The sequence below is a fragment of the Microvirga tunisiensis genome, from assembly GCF_009296175.1.
Classification (GTDB): Bacteria; Pseudomonadota; Alphaproteobacteria; order Rhizobiales; family Beijerinckiaceae; genus Microvirga; species Microvirga tunisiensis.
This window is the reverse complement of record NZ_VOSK01000124.1, coordinates 1-19,173: the sequence shown is the minus strand read 5'-3', so window position 1 is coordinate 19,173 and position 19,173 is coordinate 1. Positions and strand designations below refer to the sequence as shown.

21 protein-coding genes are annotated in these 19,173 nt (G+C 62.7%); 6 read left to right on the top strand and 15 right to left on the bottom strand.

Features of this window, described 5'->3' with window-relative positions:
* Positions 1-216 precede the first annotated feature (216 nt).
* The gene (locus FS320_RS23870) at positions 217-1,185 is read left to right on the top strand and encodes a DUF6456 domain-containing protein (RefSeq protein ID WP_244627327.1); all 969 of its coding nucleotides are present in this window, start codon (positions 217-219) and stop codon (positions 1,183-1,185) included.
* Here the strand turns inward: FS320_RS23870 and FS320_RS23865 are convergent.
* Together FS320_RS23865 and FS320_RS23860 are read right to left on the bottom strand one after the other, a co-directional pair.
* On the bottom strand, positions 1,182-1,637 hold the full coding sequence (locus FS320_RS23865; RefSeq protein WP_244627326.1) for a SufE family protein: 456 nt from the start codon (positions 1,635-1,637) through the stop codon (positions 1,182-1,184). The genes FS320_RS23870 and FS320_RS23865 overlap by 4 nt on opposite strands.
* A gap of 41 nt (positions 1,638-1,678) precedes the next feature.
* On the bottom strand, positions 1,679-2,002 hold the full coding sequence (locus FS320_RS23860) for a hypothetical protein (protein WP_152714412.1): 324 nt from the start codon (positions 2,000-2,002) through the stop codon (positions 1,679-1,681).
* Between the two features lie 354 nt (positions 2,003-2,356).
* Between FS320_RS23860 and FS320_RS48215 the strand changes: the two genes are divergently transcribed.
* Entirely contained in the window at positions 2,357-3,214 is an 858-nt protein-coding gene (locus FS320_RS48215; protein WP_244627325.1) for a peptidoglycan-binding domain-containing protein, read from the top strand.
* Entirely contained in the window at positions 3,214-3,555 is a 342-nt protein-coding gene (locus tag FS320_RS23850; protein WP_162003196.1) for a DUF1491 family protein, read from the top strand. Before FS320_RS48215 ends, FS320_RS23850 begins: the two co-directional genes overlap by 1 nt.
* Here the strand turns inward: FS320_RS23850 and FS320_RS23845 are convergent.
* The 9 genes from FS320_RS23845 to FS320_RS23805 all read right to left on the bottom strand — a co-directional run bounded on the left by FS320_RS23845 (position 3,552) and on the right by FS320_RS23805 (position 12,766).
* Positions 3,552-4,598 (bottom strand): aldo/keto reductase, encoded by a 1,047-nt coding sequence (locus tag FS320_RS23845; protein WP_152714411.1) that lies wholly within the window; start codon positions 4,596-4,598, stop codon positions 3,552-3,554. The two genes, FS320_RS23850 and FS320_RS23845, sit on opposite strands and share 4 nt — an antisense overlap.
* Before the next feature lie 3 nt (positions 4,599-4,601).
* The gene (locus FS320_RS23840) at positions 4,602-5,837 is read right to left on the bottom strand and encodes a multidrug effflux MFS transporter (RefSeq protein WP_338105458.1); all 1,236 of its coding nucleotides are present in this window, start codon (positions 5,835-5,837) and stop codon (positions 4,602-4,604) included.
* Between the two features lie 47 nt (positions 5,838-5,884).
* Complete coding sequence (locus FS320_RS23835) at positions 5,885-6,460, bottom strand: TetR/AcrR family transcriptional regulator (protein ID WP_152714410.1); 576 nt, start codon at positions 6,458-6,460, stop codon at positions 5,885-5,887.
* 174 nt (positions 6,461-6,634) lie between these two features.
* On the bottom strand, positions 6,635-7,219 hold the full coding sequence (locus FS320_RS23830; RefSeq protein ID WP_152714409.1) for a carboxymuconolactone decarboxylase family protein: 585 nt from the start codon (positions 7,217-7,219) through the stop codon (positions 6,635-6,637).
* A gap of 113 nt (positions 7,220-7,332) precedes the next feature.
* A complete protein-coding gene (locus FS320_RS23825; protein ID WP_152714408.1) occupies positions 7,333-8,352 on the bottom strand; it encodes a hypothetical protein in 1,020 nt (339 codons plus the stop codon).
* A 484-nt stretch (positions 8,353-8,836) separates the two neighbouring features.
* Entirely contained in the window at positions 8,837-9,346 is a 510-nt protein-coding gene (locus tag FS320_RS23820) for a GNAT family N-acetyltransferase (protein WP_152714407.1), read from the bottom strand.
* A gap of 5 nt (positions 9,347-9,351) precedes the next feature.
* Positions 9,352-9,915 (bottom strand): DUF1254 domain-containing protein, encoded by a 564-nt coding sequence (locus FS320_RS23815; RefSeq protein ID WP_152714406.1) that lies wholly within the window; start codon positions 9,913-9,915, stop codon positions 9,352-9,354.
* Positions 9,912-10,562 (bottom strand): DUF1214 domain-containing protein, encoded by a 651-nt coding sequence (locus FS320_RS23810; protein ID WP_162003195.1) that lies wholly within the window; start codon positions 10,560-10,562, stop codon positions 9,912-9,914. Before FS320_RS23810 ends, FS320_RS23815 begins: the two co-directional genes overlap by 4 nt.
* A 20-nt stretch (positions 10,563-10,582) precedes the next feature.
* Positions 10,583-12,766 (bottom strand): transglycosylase domain-containing protein, encoded by a 2,184-nt coding sequence (locus FS320_RS23805; RefSeq protein WP_152714413.1) that lies wholly within the window; start codon positions 12,764-12,766, stop codon positions 10,583-10,585.
* 356 nt (positions 12,767-13,122) lie between these two features.
* On the opposite strand from FS320_RS23805, the gene FS320_RS23800 reads away from it, so the two are divergent.
* The 3 genes from FS320_RS23800 to FS320_RS23790 all read left to right on the top strand — a co-directional run bounded on the left by FS320_RS23800 (position 13,123) and on the right by FS320_RS23790 (position 15,799).
* Positions 13,123-13,626, top strand: a complete 504-nt coding sequence (locus FS320_RS23800) for a YcgN family cysteine cluster protein (RefSeq protein WP_152714404.1) — start codon at positions 13,123-13,125, stop codon at positions 13,624-13,626.
* A gap of 536 nt (positions 13,627-14,162) precedes the next feature.
* Complete coding sequence (locus FS320_RS23795; RefSeq protein WP_152714403.1) at positions 14,163-15,554, top strand: M10 family metallopeptidase; 1,392 nt, start codon at positions 14,163-14,165, stop codon at positions 15,552-15,554.
* Between the two features lie 23 nt (positions 15,555-15,577).
* Positions 15,578-15,799 (top strand): hypothetical protein, encoded by a 222-nt coding sequence (locus tag FS320_RS23790; protein ID WP_152714402.1) that lies wholly within the window; start codon positions 15,578-15,580, stop codon positions 15,797-15,799.
* A gap of 42 nt (positions 15,800-15,841) precedes the next feature.
* Here FS320_RS23790 and FS320_RS23785 read toward each other — a convergent pair whose 3' ends face one another.
* The 4 genes from FS320_RS23785 to FS320_RS23770 form a co-directional block, all read right to left on the bottom strand.
* The gene (locus tag FS320_RS23785; RefSeq protein WP_152714401.1) at positions 15,842-16,189 is read right to left on the bottom strand and encodes a hypothetical protein; all 348 of its coding nucleotides are present in this window, start codon (positions 16,187-16,189) and stop codon (positions 15,842-15,844) included.
* A gap of 281 nt (positions 16,190-16,470) precedes the next feature.
* Positions 16,471-17,553 carry an AI-2E family transporter gene (locus tag FS320_RS23780; RefSeq protein WP_152714400.1) on the bottom strand — a complete coding sequence of 361 codons (1,083 nt, stop codon included), beginning with the start codon at positions 17,551-17,553 and terminating at the stop codon, positions 16,471-16,473.
* A gap of 392 nt (positions 17,554-17,945) precedes the next feature.
* On the bottom strand, positions 17,946-18,215 hold the full coding sequence (locus tag FS320_RS23775) for a YMGG-like glycine zipper-containing protein (RefSeq protein ID WP_152714399.1): 270 nt from the start codon (positions 18,213-18,215) through the stop codon (positions 17,946-17,948).
* Positions 18,216-18,346: 131 nt separating this feature from the next.
* Positions 18,347-18,937, bottom strand: coding sequence for a DUF2939 domain-containing protein (locus FS320_RS23770; RefSeq protein WP_152714398.1), 591 nt, complete (start codon positions 18,935-18,937; stop codon positions 18,347-18,349).
* Positions 18,938-19,173 lie beyond the last annotated feature (236 nt).

The window sequence follows — 19,173 nt, the reverse complement described above, 5'->3', positions numbered from 1 at the left end:
ATGCGTTTGCCCGGCAAATGCGGCTCCATCCGATCCCACTGGTGATCTTTCAACATCAGACGAACTCCGCTCACCCAAGCCTCCGCGCCCAAAAGGAGCTTGAATCAGATTTGCGAGTCCGTCGAAAGCCTGAATGTCAACGCGCTCTAGGAATATGCCCCCACTATCAAGGGTGGAAGGGGAGACCCTTTCTTAGTTTATTTATAGGAACAAAACATGAACATTGAAGACGGCGATGCGGTTCATCAAAGTATTGCCGCACCAAGGATTTCAGCCCCGAAAGAAGCCCGTTCGAAGAGGCGCTCGCGGAAGGAAAGCAGCAAACCGGGAGCGAGGGTCGGACGCATGGCGGGCGATTCCCTGCCCAGGGAGGCGCGGCGGCTTCTGACGGCACTCGGCCAGCCCGAGACCTGGGCCATCGTCGATCCGACGGACCCGGCGAGCGTGCTTGTCCACAGGCGCCGGTCGGGAATCTCGGTGGGCGCAGGGCGCTTTGCCCATGCCGCGGCGGATACTCTCGTCCGCCAGGATCTCGGCTGCTGGGAGCAGGCTGCCTCCGGTCGGAAAACCCTGCAGCTGACGAAGGCCGGCGAAGCCCGTCTGCGCCGCGAGTCGGCGCCGGAGTCGGACATGGCTTTCTTTCACCAGCATCACGAGACGGGTCTCGCTACCGTCGAGACGGAGACTGGAACCACACGTGTGCGCGTGGACTCGGATGAGAGCCCGCTCGATTGGCTGCGCCGCCGGAAGGGTCGTGACGGCGAGCCGATGATCGATGAAGCTTCGTATCAGGCCGGCGAGCGCCTGCGGACCGATATCATGCTGGCGGGGCTGCTGCCTGGCGTGACAGCCCGCTGGGACGGCATGCCGAAAAGCGGCGGTCCTGCCTCTCCGGGCGAAGCCACAGATCGGATGGTCGCTGCCCGTCAGCGGCTGCGGAACGCCTTCGATGCCATCGGCGGCGATTTCAGCGACCTGCTCCTCGACCTTTGCGGCTTCCTAAAAGGTCTGGAACAGATCGAACGCGAGCGGCAATGGCCGCCGCGCTCTGGGAAAATCGTGGTGCGGCTCGCCCTGGCGCGGCTTGCGGAGCACTACGGCATCGGGGCCTCCGCCCGCGGCCCCGCCGCCTCACGCGGCATCCGCGCCTGGCAGGCGGTGGTGATCGAGGGTGGGCGGGTTTAGGAGGCAGCCAGGGCCATCTGCGCATCGCGGCGGATGCGTTCGACCATGGATCTGACGCCGTTCGAACGTTGCGGCGTCAGATGCTCCGACAGGCCAAGCTCCTTGAACAGCGCCAGGGCGTCGGTGGAGAGGGCTTCGGAGGGTGTCTTGCCGCTGTAGAGGGAGATCAGGAGCGCCACGAGGCCGCGAACGATGTGGGCGTCGCTGTCGCCGCGAAGATGCAGGAGGGGCTCGCCGTTGGTGGAATCGAGACCGGTCTGGAGCCAGACTTGGCTGGCACAGCCCTGGACCTTGTTGACGTCGTTATACGCATCTTTCGGCAACGGCTCCATGAGCCGGCCGAGCTCGATGATGTAGCGATACCGCTCCTCCCATTCGTCGAGCAGCTCGAAATTGGAAACGATTTCGTCGATTGTCGGCAGCATGGCAAACCCGTGTTGTCTGCCTGTCATATAATCATTACCAAGCATTTTGGCGACGGAAGGAGCCGGATTTAGGTGCGAGGCTTGGACGCAGCAGGCTCGCGGTCTTCGGGTCGAAGGGTGTCCGATGACTTGGCCGGACCGGCCACGGGGAAGCCCGAGGTGGCGAGAATCTTGTCGACCACGGCCTGCTTGGCGCCCTCGGGAAGCGCCTTCCATACGGTCTCGAGACGGCCGGTCTTGTCCGTGGCGGGAGCAGGACTGGCAGCCGTCGGTTGGCTCGTCTTCGGCGTCAGGAAAGCCTCGATCGCAGCCGTTCCCTCGCCCTGCTGGCGCACCGGCGAGTAATAGAAAATCGCGCAGACGATGAGGATGAAACGAAGGATCGAAAACATGAAGCGGCCGGTTGCCTGAAACGAAGAACGATGCAGCACCATAACGTACGCAGGCAGCGCCGCGTAGGAGGTGTGCGAGGAATCTGGAAACAGGATGAATAAAACCTTGCTGCGCGCTGGCTTAGCCAAGCGCATGAAAAGATAAGACAAATTCTAACAGATCATGAGCCCTGGCACCGTGCTGCTTCCTCTCGTCGGCTCGCTTCCACGGTCGATCCGAAGCAATTAGGTTTCGCTTAAACCGGCTCTGTCAGGCTTTGCCGTCAGAAAGACAAGAAACGGTGCCCTGCCGTCTTGTCTTACTGGCTGCGCGGACCAAAACGACATCATTCTTCGAAGACGGAAACGACTCCCTTGCGTGAAGCTTTTGTCGATCATCCCGATGACGATCTCGACCTGCCCGCAGTCGTACGGCGGAAGGCTCCGGCGCGGCCGACGCAAAAGCGCGCCGCCAAGCCGCCGCGCAAGCCGAGCGTCGGCGAGAGGGCGGCTTCCTTCGTCTTCAGCCATCCGCGCCAGATCCTCGCCGCCCTGTTACTGACCGGATGCGGCGGCGCAATTGCCTGGAATGCACTGGCGCTGCAAAGCAGCCGCCATCCGGCGCCCCTCTTCAACACGAGGGAGATCGTGCTGGCTCCCGAGTCCGAGAGCGAAGCCGTCCAGCCTCTGCCTCCCGCGCGTCCTGGAGCACAGCAGGCCGCGGAGCTGGCGTCTGCGCCCGCTTCGCATGAATCCGTCGCGCATTCCGCTCCGGAGGCGGCGCCTGCCTCGGCTGTCGCCATACCCAAGCCGCCTGCGCGCAACCCGATTGCCGATATGATCCGCAACGGCGGCCCGCCCGTTCCCGCCGCGGCACCGCCGGCCCGCGCTCCGCAGCCGGCTGCCTCCGCGGCGCCTGCGCCCACCGCGCTTGCGTCTGCGCCTGTGCGGAGTGCCACGCGCGATCCCATCGCCGACATGATTCGCATGGGGGGACCGGTGCCGGTGCCGCCCGCCAATGTGGGCCGCTCGGACCCCGGCGACACCGTCCTGGCGGGCCAGCGCGCGCTGGCGCGATTGGGCTACAGCGTGAAGGTGGACGGCATGATGGGCTCCGGCACGCGGCAGGCCATCGAACGCTTCGAGCAGGACCGACGGTTGCCTGTCACGGGCGAATTGAACGCACGGACGATTCGCGAGCTTGCCGCAGCATCCGGCATCGCGGTTCAATAGTGTCGAGGCTTCGCTCGGACTTCTGGGTTTCCGCCTACCTGCGCCGCTGCTCGGTGGAGGGAGCCGAGGCCGCTCTGCGCAAGCGCGGCGCCGCCGAGGCCGGAGCGGTCTTCGTGAAGGTGGATCGGCTTGACGGCACCGCGAGCCTCTACGGTCCCGCGCCACAGCTCTTTCTTGACGACAGCGGCGAGCGCCTGTTCTCGCCGATTTTGCAGGACGTGATGCCGCTCGACGTGGAGGAGCGCATGGCGCGCGAACTCCGCTTCGATCCCGACCTTTGGCTCGTGGAGGTCGACGACCGGGCAGGGCGCCACTTCCTCGGTCTCGCCGCGGAAGACTAAGCCACCGGAACGGCGGGATGGTCGAGCAGGTCGAACTTGCCGCCGGCGCCGCGCTGCTGCGTTCCTGCCTCATGGATCATCGTGTAAGGGAACATCGGCGGCAGGCTGCTGATCTTATCGAGCCGCGCGATCTGCTCAGGCGACAGTCTGACCTTCGCCGAGGCGAGATTGCTTTCGAGTTGGGCCACGGTGCGGGGCCCGATGATGGGAAGCGAGCCTTTGGCGGCGACCCAGGCGATGGCGACCTCACCCGGCGCGACGCCAAGCTCTTCGGCCACCGTGATCACCGTGTCGAGCACCGCGCTGCGCTGTGCGGAGTTCTCCGCCTGGAATACCTTGCCGCCGAGCCCCTGCGCGCGGCCGGCCTCTCCCTGCCGGTACTTGCCGGTGAACATGCCGCCGCCGAGTGGCGACCACGCGACGATGCCGAGGCCGAGCGCCTGACCCGCCGGGAGGAGCTCCTGCTCGGTCGTGCGCTCCACGAGGCTGTGCTCGACCTGCAGGCCAGCAATGGGAACGGTGCCACGGAGTTCGGCGATGGTGGCTGCGCGCGCCACGCGCCAGGCTGGGAAGTCCGAGAGACCCGCATAGAGGATCTTGCCGGCCCGCACGAGATCGTCGAAGCCGCGCACGATTTCCTCGGTCGGTGTGACGCCGTCCGAATAGTGCACCCAGTAGAGATCGATGTGATCGGTCTTCAGGCGCCTGAGGCTTGCCTCCACCGACGACATCATCGCCTTGCGGCTGTTGCCAGTGACGAGGATGCCGTCCTTCGGGTTTGCGCGCTGCGTGAATTTCGTCGCCACGACGAAATCGTCGCGCCGTCCTTGCAGCAGGTCGCCCAGGATCTCTTCCGATTGACCGAACTGGTAGCTGTCCGCCGTATCGATGAAGTTGCCGCCGGCTTGCGCATAGGCGTCGAGGATGCGGCGGGCCTCGTCAGGCTCGGTGCCGTGGCCCCAGCGCGTGCCGAAGTTGCCGGTGCCGAGAACCAGTTCGGAAACACGAAGTCCCGTATGCCGGCCGAAGAGCTTGTAACGCATGACTTAAGCCTTTCCATGATTGGGGTCCCGGCGCTGCCGAAGGAAGATGACAAGGGCGAGGGTCGAGCCGCCGGTGAGGATGACGCTCAGGGCGCCCAAGGGTGAGAGTGGAAGGGCGGTCGTAAGGGCGGTGCCGGCGGCCGCGCAGGCCATCTGTAGGAAACCGAGAAGCGCCGAGGCCAAGCCGGCCTGCCGTCCGAACGGTTGCAGCGTGAGAGCCGTGCCGAGCGGATTGACCAACCCCATGCCGAGCAGGAAGACCGCGATCGCAGCTGCGAAACCGGGAAAGGTCGGTGCTTCGCTGATCGCAAGCAGGAAGCCGCCGCCGAGCATTGCCAGGACGATGCCGATGACAGCGATGGAACGCGCTCCCCATTTGTGTGCGAGGCGCCGTGCCAGCAATCCGCCGGCGAAGACGACGAACACCGTCGTGGCGAAGAACAGGCCGAGCTGCAGCGCGGACAGGCCGAGGCTCAGCATGAGAATGGCAGGCGCGGCGGCGAAGAAGGCATAGAGACCGCCGATGATGAGGCTGACGGCAAGCGCCGGCAGAATGAAGCGTGCGTCCGCCAGAAGTCCACGATAGGCGCGCATGGTGGCGGAGAGCGAAGCTGCCAAGCGGCGATCCGGTGGATGCGTTTCGCCTGCGCTGAGTGCGTAATAGGCCGCGAGGACGGCGCCCGAAGCACCGACCATGATGAAGGCCGCGCGCCAGCCGAACTGCGCATCGAGCGCACTGCCGAGGAGGGGAGAGAAGCCGGGCGCGGCCGCCATGGCGACCATGGTCAGCGACAGAGCCTTCGCAAGCGCTTCGCCATCGAAGAGATCGCGTGCGATGGCGCGGGAGAGAACGGACGCCGCACAGACGCCGAGCGCCTGAATGATGCGGCCGACGATCAGCATCGGAAAGCTTTCGGCTCCGCCACAGATCGCGCTGCCGATGATGAACACCGTCAGGCCGCCGAGCACGAACCATCTGCGGCCGTAACGGTCGGACAAGGGGCCGACGAACAGCTGCCCGATGGCGAAGGCGATGAAGAAGCTGGAGAGCGTCAGGCCGAGATCACGGGCCGGAACGTTCAGCGCCACGCCGATTGACGGAAAGGACGGAAGGATGATGTTGGTGGAGAGCGCGCCGATGGCCGCCAGTCCTGCCAGCAGGACCAGGAGCCCGGCGGTCAGTTTGCGCTCTGCGGCAGGCTCCGCCGTTTCGGACGAAAACGTTTCGATGATGGACACAGGTATTCTCCTGCGGGATGTGGGGCACGGATTGTGCCGCCTGTCGCCTATTCCGATTTGGCCGCGATCTCACCGGCGGCCGCAGAGAGGATCTTCTGCGACAGCGCCTCATCGCCGACGGCACGCGACAGGACGAGAGCTCCGACCATGGTGGACAGAGCCGCGATGGTTTTGTCACGCCGCTCTTCGCCGGATGACGCAGACATGATGCCGTCGAGAAACTCCAGATAGCCTTCGATTCCGTCCTTGAAGGCGGCCTGAAGTTCCGGGCCGTAGCGTGGGGCATCTCCACCGAGCGCCGCAAGCGCACATCCTTCGCCGCGCCGGTCCCGGTGAGCGTCCGACAGGTAGAAGCGGGCGAGAGCGGCGAGCTTCTCGTCCGGTATCTCGGCGATGACCTTGGCCCATCTGTCCTTGTTCCTGGACAGGGCATGGCGGCTCGCCTGAACCTTCAGATCCTCTTTCGACTTGAACTGACCGTAGAAGCCGCCGTGAGTGAGGCCAGCCTCCTTCATGAGGTCGGCAACGCCGATGCCCTCGAAGCCCCGCTCGCGGAAGAGGCAACTGGCGATATCGATCACATGCTCGCGGTTCTTATCCGCTTGTTCCCGGCTGACTCGCATCTGCACTCTCCGACAAGGATGATGGTGACGCGGATATATGATGATCGAAATCTAAATGCAAGAATAAATGTCGAACATCATTTAAAATGCTTCGGAGTGCGTGAGAGCCGCTGCGGCCTTCAAGCTTCGCTGGAATCTGGAGATCGAACCGTCTGGGCAGGCCGTTCTGCTGCTTCAGAGTGAGCGGCCGACGCTCATACTCGTCCGGAACTCTGTATCATCGTCGATGAAGACAGCCTCGGTCCCTGCGCCCGTGGCGTCGAAGAAGCGGCTGACGAAGCAGCGGAAGGCGGCGCAGAGGGCGATGTCGCAGATCTGCTGGTCCGAGAACCCGACCGCGTGCAGGCGGTCGATATCGGCGTGAGAGATCCGGGATGCGTCCTGGGCGATCTTCTGCGCGTAGGCCAGCATTTCGACATCCCTGTCCGACAAGCCGGCGGTCCGGAAGTCGCGCTGAACGGCGAGCACGGCCTCCTTCGAGCCGAGATCGTCGATGAGCTGCTTGCCGTAGACGTGGGAACAATAGGTGGAGGGGATGTGCTTTGCCGCAATCAGCGTGATCAGGCGCCATTCCCGAAGGCCGAGCGAGAAGCCGGCGCGGATCCTGTCGGAAAAATCCGTATAGATCGGCAGCAGGTCTGGCCGGGCAGTGAAGCATTTCGCAGCGTCCATCACGAGACCGAGCTGCGCTTTCTGCCTCTCGTAAATCTCCGCGACCCGACCGGTTGCTTGCTCTTCCTCGATCGTTCGCAGAAACATCCGACCCTCCAGTCAGACCGCCACCGCAAGCAATCTAGCAGAAACCGGGTTCGGACTGCATCCCTCCTTCGCACCATTCCAAGATGAGGAGCTTCAGTCCTTCGCTCGGCGGCTTACGCAAGCGCTTCTCCCGAGAACGTCCTGACGTCCAGAACGGACTCGATCAGCGCGAGGGCGACGGGGCTCGAAACGTCCCGCATTTCTCGTACCAGAGCCTTGGTGACGGAGAGCGGATAGGACAGGGCAGGGTGCAGGGTGATAAAGAGCCTGATCGCATCCTTGTGCGTCACGCCCAAAACCTTCAGCGCCAGCGCGAGAAGGCGGTGGCGTCCGATTTCGAGCACGCGCCATTCCGTCGAAGCGGGAAAGCCGAACAGGGAGGTGAGAAGACCTTCCAGCCTGCGGTCATCGCCTTTGAAGCCTGCGGCCAGGAGTTCGGCGAGATCCTGCTCGGTCAGCGTGAACGACAGGGTGACGCGTCGGTGGGCGAGGGAGACTGCGACACGCTCCCGGATGGCTTTGCGGCGCTCCGCATCCGCTGCGAGATAAAGGGACGCCTGACCGGCGGTCGGGAGGTCAGCCCGCTCGAGAAGAATGGCCGCGAGGGTGGGGCGATGGCGCGCGCGCCGTACAAGGTCCGTGAAAGGCGCGGTGTCGGGAGCAAAAGCCGGATTGGATGCGAGCGCGTCCTCGACGGTGCTCTCTCTCAGCGCCAGCAGTTTCTGAATGGTCGTCGGATCGAGATCCGTCCGCGAGGCGAGGGAGAGGCGCCCCTCCGGCGTCGCAAGCTGCCTGCTGCCGAAAGCGGGTGGCAGCCGTGCCGCATGGTGGCGCAGGATCTCGCGCGCTTCGGGGGAATGCTGCGCCAGGCAATCGAGAACCGAGGTGGGCGTATCCGGGCAGGGAGCCAGGATGCGGGCGAGGTCGAGAAGGGTCGCAGGATCGGTCTTCGGCAGGAAGCCAAGAACGAGAGCCTCGAAGGTCTCGATGCTCTCGCGGTCGCGTGCCGCAGCGGCGACGAACATCTCCGCGTTCACTTTCAGGAGAGCGGCCCGCGCATCGGCATTGCTGCCGTCCGAAGATCCGAAACCCGACAGGTCCGACCAGAGATCCGGATTTGCAGACGACGCCATACTCGTACTCGCTTCAACGCAATCGGCCGAACGCTAGGAGCCGTTCCTTAGCGCATCTTTAACGGGCATGAGCGGCTTGGATTTTAGACGATCCGTAGGGGAACATAAGCGCGGCAGTGGGTGTTGTTTCATGTCAGGGAAAGCATTTTTCTGCAGTGCTTAGCCCGGCAGAAACGAACTGTTAACCATAGATCTCTTTTTGTGAGTTAGTCATAGAGGCAGTCAGTGGCACAATAGAGGAGGGCGCAATGCGAGACATCTGGACCAGATCACCGGGAGTGGTGATTGCCTTTCCGGAGAATACGGAGCGGCCGCAGCGCCCGCTCTTGTCCGCAAATGAGCCTCGGGGCGAGATCCTTCTCTTCACCGGCGTTCGCTATGAGAGGCCCTCTCCCAACCCCGGTCCTTCCCGCCCACTGGCCTCCAACAGCCCCGGACGTCGTCGCTCGTAGTTCATCTTGATTTTCATGACGATGGGACGCCGTTAGGCGTCACGTATCGGGCTTGCCAGATCGCGCACCATGAGCGCCGCATCCGGCCCATAGCTCGCGAGCTTTGCGTCCAGGCCCGTTATGGACAGCACGCAAAAGCCGACCCTTTCCCAGAACGCCTGAGACCTGTTGACGGCGACGAGCGACAGATTGCCGAAGCCTGCCGCGCGCGCATGGGCAATCAGCATGTCCGCCGCCTGCACCGCATATCCTTTGCCGCGCGCGACCGGCAGCAGGGCGACATCGTGGATGTAATAGGTCGTGGGGGCGGCAGGGAGTTTGCCTAGCAGCCCGTTCAGGGGCGGCGGCTCGCCATAGTGCCAGGGATGGGTGAGCGCATAGCCGATGGCCCGTTGGTCCTCGGTCAGCATGAGGCAACCCTGCGGATAGAGGCGCTGGCGCTCGGCCAGGACCTCCAAGTCCTCCGGATGGCCGACATGGATCGAATCCGCAAGAACCTGCACCCGGGGCATGTCCTCGGGCGTCATGAGGCGCCAGGACATGGTTTTTAGGCGTCCTGCTCGGCCGTGCAGGATACGGCCTTTGCCGCCTCTTCTGCCTGAGGCCGCAGGCTCGGGCTGGGAGCGGCCACGCGGACGATGACGAAGCCCTGCCGTTCCGGCGAGACGATCCGTACATCGCGCGAGGGATCGTTCTCGTCCTCCGCGGCGCGGGCCTCGTCGAGTTGGCGGGCGGTCATGGCGACGATCTCGAGCTCGCCCCGCACGGCAGCACGGTCCGTGACGGCAAAGAACACGCCGCCCGATTCCTTGTGAAACGAGAAGGACAGCGGGAGCGATCCGGTCCGGGCCGCTATGCGCATGGGGCCGTTGCGGAGATCGAAGGCGCAGGTCGCCACGGCAACGGCTGGATCCGGTCTCGGCAGCCAGGTGTTCTCACCGCCCGGTGCGCCGATGATCTGCGCCTTATCGGCGGTCAGCGTGGTCTGCACCTTGGTGAAGGCATCCTGATCAGCAAGATACGGAGCCGCGAGGATCGCCGCGATATGAACCCCCGCGGCGATCACGATGCCGCAGAGGGTGGCGACGAGAAAACGACTGAAGCCTCTCATGCTCCGCACCCCAGACGTTGGATGACAGGAAAGTCGACTTCCTCAAGATTGGCGCCGGCGGCCCCTGGAGGATCGTAGAGACGCAGCACCACCGTGAATTGACCGGATGCGGGAAGCTGGAGCCAGTTGCCCGGCTGCAGATTGCGGGACAGGGCGATGGTGAACAGGTCCTGCGAATCCCGGAGCAGTTCCGCCGAGGTGAAACTTCGGCGTCCAAGCGCAGTCGAAGGCAGGCGTTCGTCCCCGTCGTAAAGGGTCAGGGTCCAGAGCCGCGCGATGGGGGCGACGGCCCCGATGGTGTAGGTGCAGGCGGAGTCGAGCGGCCTGCCTTCGCTGTCCATCCGGGCGGTGAAGCCCAATCCTTCGCCGGTGGCCAGCGGAACATCGCCGCGCCGGGCGATGATCGCGCGCATGTAAGGATCGGCCTCGGGCGAGCCAAGCTTCGGCCAAGCCTGCCATGACCCGAGGCGCAGCCTGCCAAAGGGTGGATCGCCGTTCATCGCCCAATAGGCCGAGCTCAAGCCCAGTCCCAGCGCCAGAAGCAGGGCGTAGACGATGAGGAAGGCTGTTGGGACGCGTCTGGTAGTCACGGGCGATAACGGGGTCGATGGCGCGCGCATGGAAGCGGCCGCAGGGGCGTTCGTCAAGTGAGCCTCTGTCTGCATTTTTAGGGCATGGCAACTTGGCGGCGGCCATCCACGGCAGCCGAGCTGCGCGGCGTCTCCGAGGCCTTGCCCGTCGTCACGGAGCGGTCGACCGATTGGAACAGGGTGCCGATGCCGCCCAGAACCTCATAGGACTTGCGAGAGAGAGTGCCGGCCAGGAAGCCTTGCGCGGGCGCCTGGGCCTGATCCGCCGCCGGGCCTTTGGCGGAGGCTATACGGGAAGCATTGGCCGGGCTCGCGCCGGGAATGGGACGGATTTCCAGGTTCTGGTGGGCGAGGTTCATCACCTCATGCCAGGTCATTGCCGGAAGCGTGCCGCCGGTCATGTCGTTCATGGGACTGGAATCGTCGTTGCCGTACCAGACACTGGCGACGAGGTTGCCGGTGAAGCCCACAAACCAGGCATCCTTGTAGCCGTTGGTGGTGCCGGTCTTGCCCGCAACCGGAATGCCTTCGAGCGCCGCGCGCTTGCCGGTTCCTTCCTCGACCACCTTGTTGAGCATGAAGTTCATGTCATGAACGACGCGGGTGTCGAGCACCTGCTTGGGCGGCGTATCCCGGTCGTGACGGTAGATGACCTCGCCTGAGGAATTGCGGACCTCCCAGGCGGCGTAGGGGTCCGCGCGCTTGCCGCCATTGGCGAAGACCGCATAGGAGGCCGCCATGTCGATAGGCGTCACCTCGGCGGCGCCGATGGGCAGCGAGCTCGAATCCGTCAGCGGATGCGTCAGACCCATGCGCTTGGCCGTATCCACGATCACCGCGCGGCCCGCCTTTGCGTTGCCCTTGCCGATCTCCACCGACATGATCACAGGGATAGAGTTGATGGAGCGCGCCAAGGCAGACACGAGCGGCATCGAGCCGGAGAAGGAGCGACCATAGTTCTGCGGACACCAATTGCCGAGGCAGATCGGCCGGTCGACCACGATCGAGTTGGGCCGAAGCTTCGGATTGGTGGTCAGGGCCGCGGCGTAGACGAACGGCTTGAAGGAGGAACCGGGCTGCCGCAGGCCCCCGGTGGCACGGTTGAACTGGCTCTGGCCGTAGTCCCGCCCGCCGACGATGGTGCGCACGGCACCGTCCACGTCCATCACGACGATCGCGCCCTGGCCCGCCTTGTACTGGCGTCCATGCTGGCGGAGCATGTTTTCCAGCGTCTCTTCCGTGTGCCGCTGAAGCCCCGTGTCGAGGGGCGTTTTCACGATCAGCACTCGCTCGTTGCCGAATTTCTTCTGGGCAGCGAGGCTCTTCACCTGGTCGAAGGCCCAATCGAGGTAGAAGTCGGGGGTCGTCTCGCGCTCCCGATTGACCGGAGTCGCCGGATTGCGACGCGCCGTCTGGATCTGCCCTTCGGTCAGGAACCCGGCCTCGACCATATTGCGCAGGACCTCGTTGGCCCGGGCGCGGGCCGCCGGCAGGTTCACGTGCGGCGCGTATTTGGTCGGCGCCTTGAACAGGCCGGCCAGCATGGCGGATTCGGCCAGGGTCAGCTCCTTGGCGGGCTTGCCGAAATAATAGTCGGCCGCCGCTACGACGCCATGGGCGCCGCCGCCCATATAGGCGCGGTCGAGATAGAGCTTGAGGATCTCGTCCTTGGTCAGGTGGAACTCGAGCCAGGCCGCGAGAAAGGCTTCCTTGATCTTGCGCTCGAGGGAGCGCTCGTTGGTGAGGAAGAGATTCTTGGCCAGCTGCTGGGTGATCGAGGAGCCGCCCTGCACCACGCCGCCGCCCTGAGCATTCACCAGGACGGCACGGAAGGTGCCGATCGGGTCAATGCCCCAGTGGTCATAGAAGCGCCGGTCTTCCGTCGCCAGGGCGGCCTTGATCATGTAGTCCGGGAAGTCCTCGAGCTTGTAGGAATCGTCGAGGTGGAGGCCACGACGTCCGACCTCCTGGCCGTAGCGGTCGAGGAAGGTGACGGCGAGATCCTGGGTCTTGAGCCAATCGTCTTCCGTCTCCCTGAAGGCAGGGAGGGCGAGCGCCAGCATGACGATGCCGCCCACGGTGCCCAGGGTGGTCGCCTCGCTGGTCAGATCCAGGATGCCACGAAGCGGGCCGCGAAACCGCAGGCACGTCAACTTTTCCGAATACCAGCTCCACGCGCCCGCCAATCCTCGCCCGCTCTGGAACAGCGCGGAGTTGAGCCACGCATCGAACCAAAGCGCGCCGCGCTTGATCCGCGTCATGAGAGGGATGGGGGGCTGCTGGCTCACGGCGGTCCTCGGGCAGATCAGGGGCCTGACATGCCTTGTTTATGATCTTTGAACTCCTAGAGCATCGGACCCAAAAGTGGAAACCACTTTTGGGAGTGACCCCATGCTCCTTACTCTCCAGGCTGGCGCATTGTTCCGGGCGGAAAACCGGATCCACTTTTCCGCACGATGCGCCAGCGGCAACGCCGAAGCGTGGCGATGCTGATATATATAACTCAGAACCTTGTTTGTAGGTTCACGGAGATTTACCTCTTCGGAAGTACTGGCTGCCCGATGTGAGGTTTAGCACCTTCCTTCAAACCGCCTCAAAGAGACGTCAAAGCGCCCACATGCCAAATGCCGCACCCGCTACCCGCCCTCATCCGGAGGAACAACCCTTCTGGCGCCTGAAGTCGCTCGAAGCCATGAACCTCGACGAGTGGGAGAGCCTGTGCGACGGCTGCGGGCGGTGCTGCCTTGTCAAGCTCGAGGACGAGGATACGGCCGAGGTGATGTACACCGATGTGGGCTGCACCCTCCTTGACGACCAGACCTGCCGCTGCCGCGACTACCCGAACCGCCAGGCCAAGGTTGCCGATTGCGTGCGCCTGACGCCCCAAGCCGTGCGCAGCCTCTCCTGGCTGCCCCACACCTGCGCCTACCGTCTCCTGGCCGAGGGCCACGACCTCTACTGGTGGCACCCACTCGTCTCGGGCGATCCGGCAACGGTGCACGCGGCCGGGATCTCCGTCCGCGACCGGGTCGCCGGGCCGGAGGAAAACTTCACAATCGCCGAACTCCTGGAGCGCATCACCGATTGGCCAATGGAGGACACCGGCGCCCGAGGTGAGTGAGCGCCACTCGGGCGGCTGAGGACGGTCCTTGCCCTCCGAGGAGTTCAGCTGCAGGGAGCGACGGTCGGCGGCCCGATATGGCCTGCGATAAGGCCTTCGTTGCGCGGGGAGGATACGGACCGTCGCAACTCCGCGACGGGCTATGTCCGGAGCGGCCAAACGATTGCGGCAGGACAGGCCAAGCTCATCCGCGGCGCATACGCAATTCATCGAGACTCCGAGCCGAAGCCCTGATCGCACACAGGGGATTCTGGGCAACGCTCGCCTCAACGCCAGTGAGGCGCGAATTACAGGGCAAAGCGTCGCAGATTTGATCATCTCGATGATCTGACGCAGCCCCCTCTCCGAGGAGAGGGCACAGTGACCGGCTGCACGATGCAAGCGCGGCTGAGGACAGAAACGAATTACAAAACCGAAGTCTACCACTTTGGAGTAGTTGCCAGCGTCACGCTCAAAAGCAAACCTGTTCAGCTCTACAGCAATTCTGATCTCCAATTCTTTTTCTCTTCAGAATAATTTCCGAACAGGATGGTTTTATGCCTGCTATTGCTACTTATGGCTTGACTGGAAATGCGTATGTCGATGGAGTTCTTGGGGAATATAAATGGGCGGGCAATAGTATAACTTACAGCTTTCCTAAAAGCGGTTCTTATTACGGAAATTCATACGGCACAGCGGAAAACATCACGAACTTCGGAAGCCTCGGTACCGTTCAGCAGGCGACCGCTCGCAATGCCCTGAAGACATACGCCTCGGTCGCGAATCTGACCTTCACGGAGATCGGTGAAACTGCAACGCAACATGCCGATTTGCGCTTGGCGATGTCGGACAAGACCGGCTCCGCATGGGCCTATCTGCCCACCACTACGGCCGAGGGTGGGGATGTCTGGTTCAACATCTCCAACGCCTATTTCACCAGCCCGGTGAAGGGCAATTATGCCTTCATGGTCTTCCTGCACGAGATTGGGCACGCGCTCGGACTCGAGCATACGCACGAAGGCAATGCCATGCCGCAGGACCGGGACTCGCTCGAGTACACGGTCATGAGCTATCGCTCCTATGTCGGGGGCTCGACGACCGGGGGCTACACGAATGAGACCTGGGGCTATGCGCAGTCGCTGATGATGTACGATATCGCGGCCGTGCAGCACCTGTATGGGGCGAACTACGCCACGAATGGCGGCAATTCGACTTATTCCTGGAATGCGACGACCGGCGAGATGACCATCAACGGCGTAGGTCAGGGTGCGCCCGGCGGCAACAAGATCTTGCTGACCATCTGGGACGGTGGCGGAAACGACACTTACGACCTCTCGAATTATTCGACCAATCTCAAGGTCGATCTTCGCCCCGGAGAATTTACCAGGACATCCACCGCTCAGCTTGCGAAACTGCATTGGGACGGCTCGAAGCTCGCTGTCGGCAACATCGCCAATGCATTGCTCCATAATGGCGATGCGCGCTCGCTCATCGAGAATGCCGTCGGCGGATCCGGCAACGATTCGTTGACGGGCAACGACGGCATCAACCTGCTCCGCGGCGGTGCCGGCTCGGATACGTTGTACGGTCTTGGCGGAGGCGATTCTCTGGATGGCGCAGCCGGAGCCGATACGCTCTCAGGCGGCACCGGAATGGATATCTTCGATTTCAACTCCGTGAAGGATTCCCTTTCGAGCGCGCGCGATACGATCCAGGACTTCGTGCGGGGCGTCGACCGGATCGATCTGCGCACCATCGATGCCAACACCGCAACCGGCGGAGATCAGGCTTTCTCGTTCATCGGCAACGTGGCCTTCACGGGCCAGAGCGGACAGTTGAACTTCATCGGCAATGTGCTTTCGGGAGATGTGAACGGCGACAGGACGGCTGATTTCCGCATCAACGTCACAGGCATCTCGACGCTAGCGATCGCCGACTTCTATCTCTGATAGAGGCTCATAGGATAAGATTGATGAGCGATTGGATCGATTTCGACCAATGGCATAACTGCGCGCGGATGGAGCGGCCCGGCTTCGTGTTCGAGGTCCGGAACGGGGAGGGGCGGAGTCTGCTGACCCCCTGCACCGTTCCTCTCCAACTGCCATTCGAGTGGAGATCGCCGCCGGTGGATTTCCGTCTCGTCGAGGCACCAAAGCCGCGCCGCTCGAACCCCATCCCGAAGCCGCAGATCTGACGCTGCGGGTCGGAAGCTTATGAAGGGCTCTGCCTCAGGTCCCTATTGCGCGGGCTTGCGGCGTCGCGACGACGATGTCGGCGTCGCTCCCTGGGCGATCTGCAGACAGGTGAGCATGTCGACATAGCTCGGCGTCCCGCCAATCTGCGCTTCCTGTCCGCACATGCTGCGCTGGTTCACAGCCGCACTGCTCCAGATGTCGCGGAGCTGCTGTTCCGCTGCTGTCTCATCCCTCATGCAGCTTTCGTACGGGTTCGTGTCCTGGGCGGAGAGGGGCTGGGCCGCCTTGCAGGTCGCCTCGACGTTGAATCGGGGAGGTTCTTGTGCCGTGGCGGGAAAGCTCGACAGGCTTCCCAACAGCACCATCATACCGAGCGTGTATGCCTTCATGGCAGCCTCCCTGCTTTACGTGTCGATTGCGCGCGACCTCAATCTCAGAAGCCAATCACGGAACCTAAAGGACTTGAGATCTGCATGATTTGCCCGACGGCACAATGCGCAGAGCCTCATTCCGCTGCGCCCAAGCTGAAACATAGTGTAAGGCACGCGCCCCAGCCCTCAAGGGTGCACGCTGGTGGCATTTCAGATCGGTTCCGGCTCGGTGTAAATCCGCTTACGCCTTTGGAGCCATCAAAGATGATGGACGGTCGAGTCCCGAGCTAACCTCAAGGCTACGAGCCGGCCTCCTGCCGGCCGTCGTTGCCGGGTTCGCCCGGAACGTCGGTTCGCTCACCGAGCGTCTCGCGCACGTAAAGCTTCTTCACCAGCACATAGGTGACGACGGCGAGGGGGAAGCCGAAGATCAGACCGAGGGTGCCGAACAGAACGCTGCCGATCAGGATGGCGAACAGCGCCAGGGCGGGTGGAATGCTGATCACGCTCCTCGCGACGAGAGGGAAGATGACATTGCCCTCGATCTGCTGAATCACGATGACCGCCAGCACGGTCCAGAGCGCCGTCTCCCCGCTCACGCTGAAGGCGATCAGGACCGCGGGCAGCGCTCCCAGGATCGGTCCGAGGAAGGGGATGAAATCAGCGAGGCCTGCGATGAGACCGAGCGCAATGAACGAGGGCAGGCCGATCAGCCAGAAGGCGATGGCCGACAGCACTGCGACGCAGGTCATCGCGATCAGCTGCGATGTCAGCCACAGCCTCAGGGCCTGTCCGGACGCCTGCAGGGAGCTTTCGACCCGTGCATGGTGGCGGATCGGAAACAGCTTGACGAAGCCCTCCCGGTAGAGACGCGGAGAGGCGGCAATGTAGAGACCTGCAATCACCACGAGGATGATATCCGCCAGGCCATCGAGAATGGCGCCGCCGATCCCCGCAAGACGTGCCGCCATTCCGCCGGTCGGCGCATTGTTCACGATCTCCGACAGATCGTCGCTCACGGCGCCGAGTCCCAGTTGTTTGCTGAAGTTGTCGATCGCGAAGGGAAGCCGTTCGACCACGTTGGAGAACTGGGCACGAACCTGCGTTCCGAAAAGGGCAATGATGGCGAGGAACAAAATGAAGATGAGAAGGCTCGCGGCAGTCAGACCCCAGCGTTCGGGCACCCTGAGATAATGCACAAGCGCATCCGAGGCTGCATGCAGCAGAATGGCGACCAGCACGGCGCCGAAGGCGAGAAGAAGAACATCCGACAGCTTCCAAAGCAGGAGGGCCAGCAAGCCAAGTCCGAGGACGATGAGGGTCTTTCGGACGAACTCCGCATCTTCCATGAGCCCTCGCACGGAACGGTCCTGATCATTCATCGTTTACGCCTCACCTTCGACCTTGTGACAATCGAGGGGGCGAGGCTCGGTTCCCTCCATCGATGTCGATGTAGATCCAAGTTATTTGAGGCTACATCTTTATGACTTGATCTTAAGTCTGTTTGTGCAGTTTCGTAATTCGGCGGAACGTATTTTAACCTTCTTGGTTGTCGTGCCATGGAGGGGATTCAAATGACCTCACAAGTCATCTGTTTTATTCTTGGCACTGTGTTTCCGCTTGCAATGGTCGGGTGGTTATTCGTCCATTGATGATTGTTTCAGATATTCTTCTCTGTGGACGAGGAGTGTATCGGAATTGATTGAGTGCCGCGTATCGAAAAGCCCGCCTGACATTTCAGGCGGGCTTTTCGATGTCTTGGATCTACTTCTTATTATCGCACAACTTCCGTACAGGCCTGATTGCCGTAAGTATCCACCGTGCAGGTCCGTTGATTGATCGAACCGGTTGTTGCTGCCTCAGGGACAACGACAATTCCGGGGGCTGCCTGCATCCTCGCGTTCTGCTCGGCAAGGCCGCCCGCGATGCCACCGACGCCTGCGCCGACAACCGCACCCACAGGTCCGCCGACGATGGCGCCCGTCACCGCGCCGGTTGCGACACCGGCAGCCGTTCCTTCCTGCGCCGAAGCAAATTGAGGCATGGTCAAAAGGGATGCCGCGGCGAAAATTAAAGCAAATTTACGCATAACTCGATCCTCGATCAGATGTTTCTCTGATCGGGAACGCTCCTGTTATGCTTCAGGTTCCAGTATTAGCCTTCGAGAGGGGCGTTTTACTTCGTCGCGGCTGCTGCTCGCTTGATCAATTCATCCTTGAGTGGCTCGGGGAGGTCGATCCCGGTCAGGCGCCAGGTCGTGCCCCTCAGGCGCAAGGTAATCTTGAATTGCTTGTCTCTGGGTTCATCGGCCGGAAGCGGGATGGTGATGGCACGAAAACCCTGTGTCTCCGACATGATGAAGGTCCGCCAAGCCTTCCCAAGAGAGGCTGTGTCGAAGCCGAGCGGGAAGAAACTGCCGTTGCGGCCCTGGGTTCCCGTGGCCTGCTGCAACTGTCCGTCATCGAGGAGGTAGATGACGGCCTGAGGCGTGATGAGTTCCTCCAGGACTGGGTTGAGGACGGCGGTTCCCGCCTGGGTGGCAGCCTGCTGACCCAGCCCGTCGAGATCCTGCGTTTTCAGATACTCGCCCAGGATCTGGCGCGCGAGGGAAACCCGAAGAGCGTTGAAGTTCACCCGCTCCGTGATGCGGTCCATGTCCCGCGCCTCGATGGCTTTGGACATGTCGTACAGCGCGACGAAGGGCGAGACCATGAAGATGGCCCAGGCCAGAAAGAGGAGAAAGCTGATCCGCAGAGTCCAACGCATTGTCTGTCGATTGCCCTTCGATACTCACAAGACGGCCCGACCGCCGGTCGAAGGGGACGGCACGATGTCTGTTGAGAAGGGGCCGTATGTAGGGATGCCGAAGTCAACAAAAAAGATCTCATGGGCCAGTGACCGCCGGATTGGTGAGGTAAGGCGGTCACCTCACCCCGGAGGCCGCTCATGCTCTACTCGCCCTCAGCAGACGCTTCATTCTCGCACAGCACCCACACGATCTA

Coding starts and splice junctions, on each gene's coding strand:
- FS320_RS23820 (WP_152714407.1), bottom strand. CDS start 9,346: ATGTCCTGGCGCCTCATGACGCCCGAGGACATGCCCCGGGTGCAGGTT.
- FS320_RS23785 (WP_152714401.1), bottom strand. CDS start 16,189: ATGAAGGCATACACGCTCGGTATGATGGTGCTGTTGGGAAGCCTGTCG.
- FS320_RS23780 (WP_152714400.1), bottom strand. CDS start 17,553: ATGAATGATCAGGACCGTTCCGTGCGAGGGCTCATGGAAGATGCGGAG.
- FS320_RS23770 (WP_152714398.1), bottom strand. CDS start 18,937: ATGCGTTGGACTCTGCGGATCAGCTTTCTCCTCTTTCTGGCCTGGGCC.
- FS320_RS23830 (WP_152714409.1), bottom strand. CDS start 7,219: ATGTTTCTGCGAACGATCGAGGAAGAGCAAGCAACCGGTCGGGTCGCG.
- FS320_RS23815 (WP_152714406.1), bottom strand. CDS start 9,915: ATGAGAGGCTTCAGTCGTTTTCTCGTCGCCACCCTCTGCGGCATCGTG.
- FS320_RS23800 (WP_152714404.1), top strand. CDS start 13,123: ATGCCAAATGCCGCACCCGCTACCCGCCCTCATCCGGAGGAACAACCC.
- FS320_RS23790 (WP_152714402.1), top strand. CDS start 15,578: ATGAGCGATTGGATCGATTTCGACCAATGGCATAACTGCGCGCGGATG.
- FS320_RS23870 (WP_244627327.1), top strand. CDS start 217: ATGAACATTGAAGACGGCGATGCGGTTCATCAAAGTATTGCCGCACCA.
- FS320_RS23775 (WP_152714399.1), bottom strand. CDS start 18,215: ATGCCTCAATTTGCTTCGGCGCAGGAAGGAACGGCTGCCGGTGTCGCA.
- FS320_RS23860 (WP_152714412.1), bottom strand. CDS start 2,002: ATGTTTTCGATCCTTCGTTTCATCCTCATCGTCTGCGCGATTTTCTAT.
- FS320_RS23865 (WP_244627326.1), bottom strand. CDS start 1,637: ATGACAGGCAGACAACACGGGTTTGCCATGCTGCCGACAATCGACGAA.
- FS320_RS23845 (WP_152714411.1), bottom strand. CDS start 4,598: ATGCGTTACAAGCTCTTCGGCCGGCATACGGGACTTCGTGTTTCCGAA.
- FS320_RS23795 (WP_152714403.1), top strand. CDS start 14,163: ATGCCTGCTATTGCTACTTATGGCTTGACTGGAAATGCGTATGTCGAT.
- FS320_RS23835 (WP_152714410.1), bottom strand. CDS start 6,460: ATGCGAGTCAGCCGGGAACAAGCGGATAAGAACCGCGAGCATGTGATC.
- FS320_RS23805 (WP_152714413.1), bottom strand. CDS start 12,766: ATGACGCGGATCAAGCGCGGCGCGCTTTGGTTCGATGCGTGGCTCAAC.
- FS320_RS23825 (WP_152714408.1), bottom strand. CDS start 8,352: ATGGCGTCGTCTGCAAATCCGGATCTCTGGTCGGACCTGTCGGGTTTC.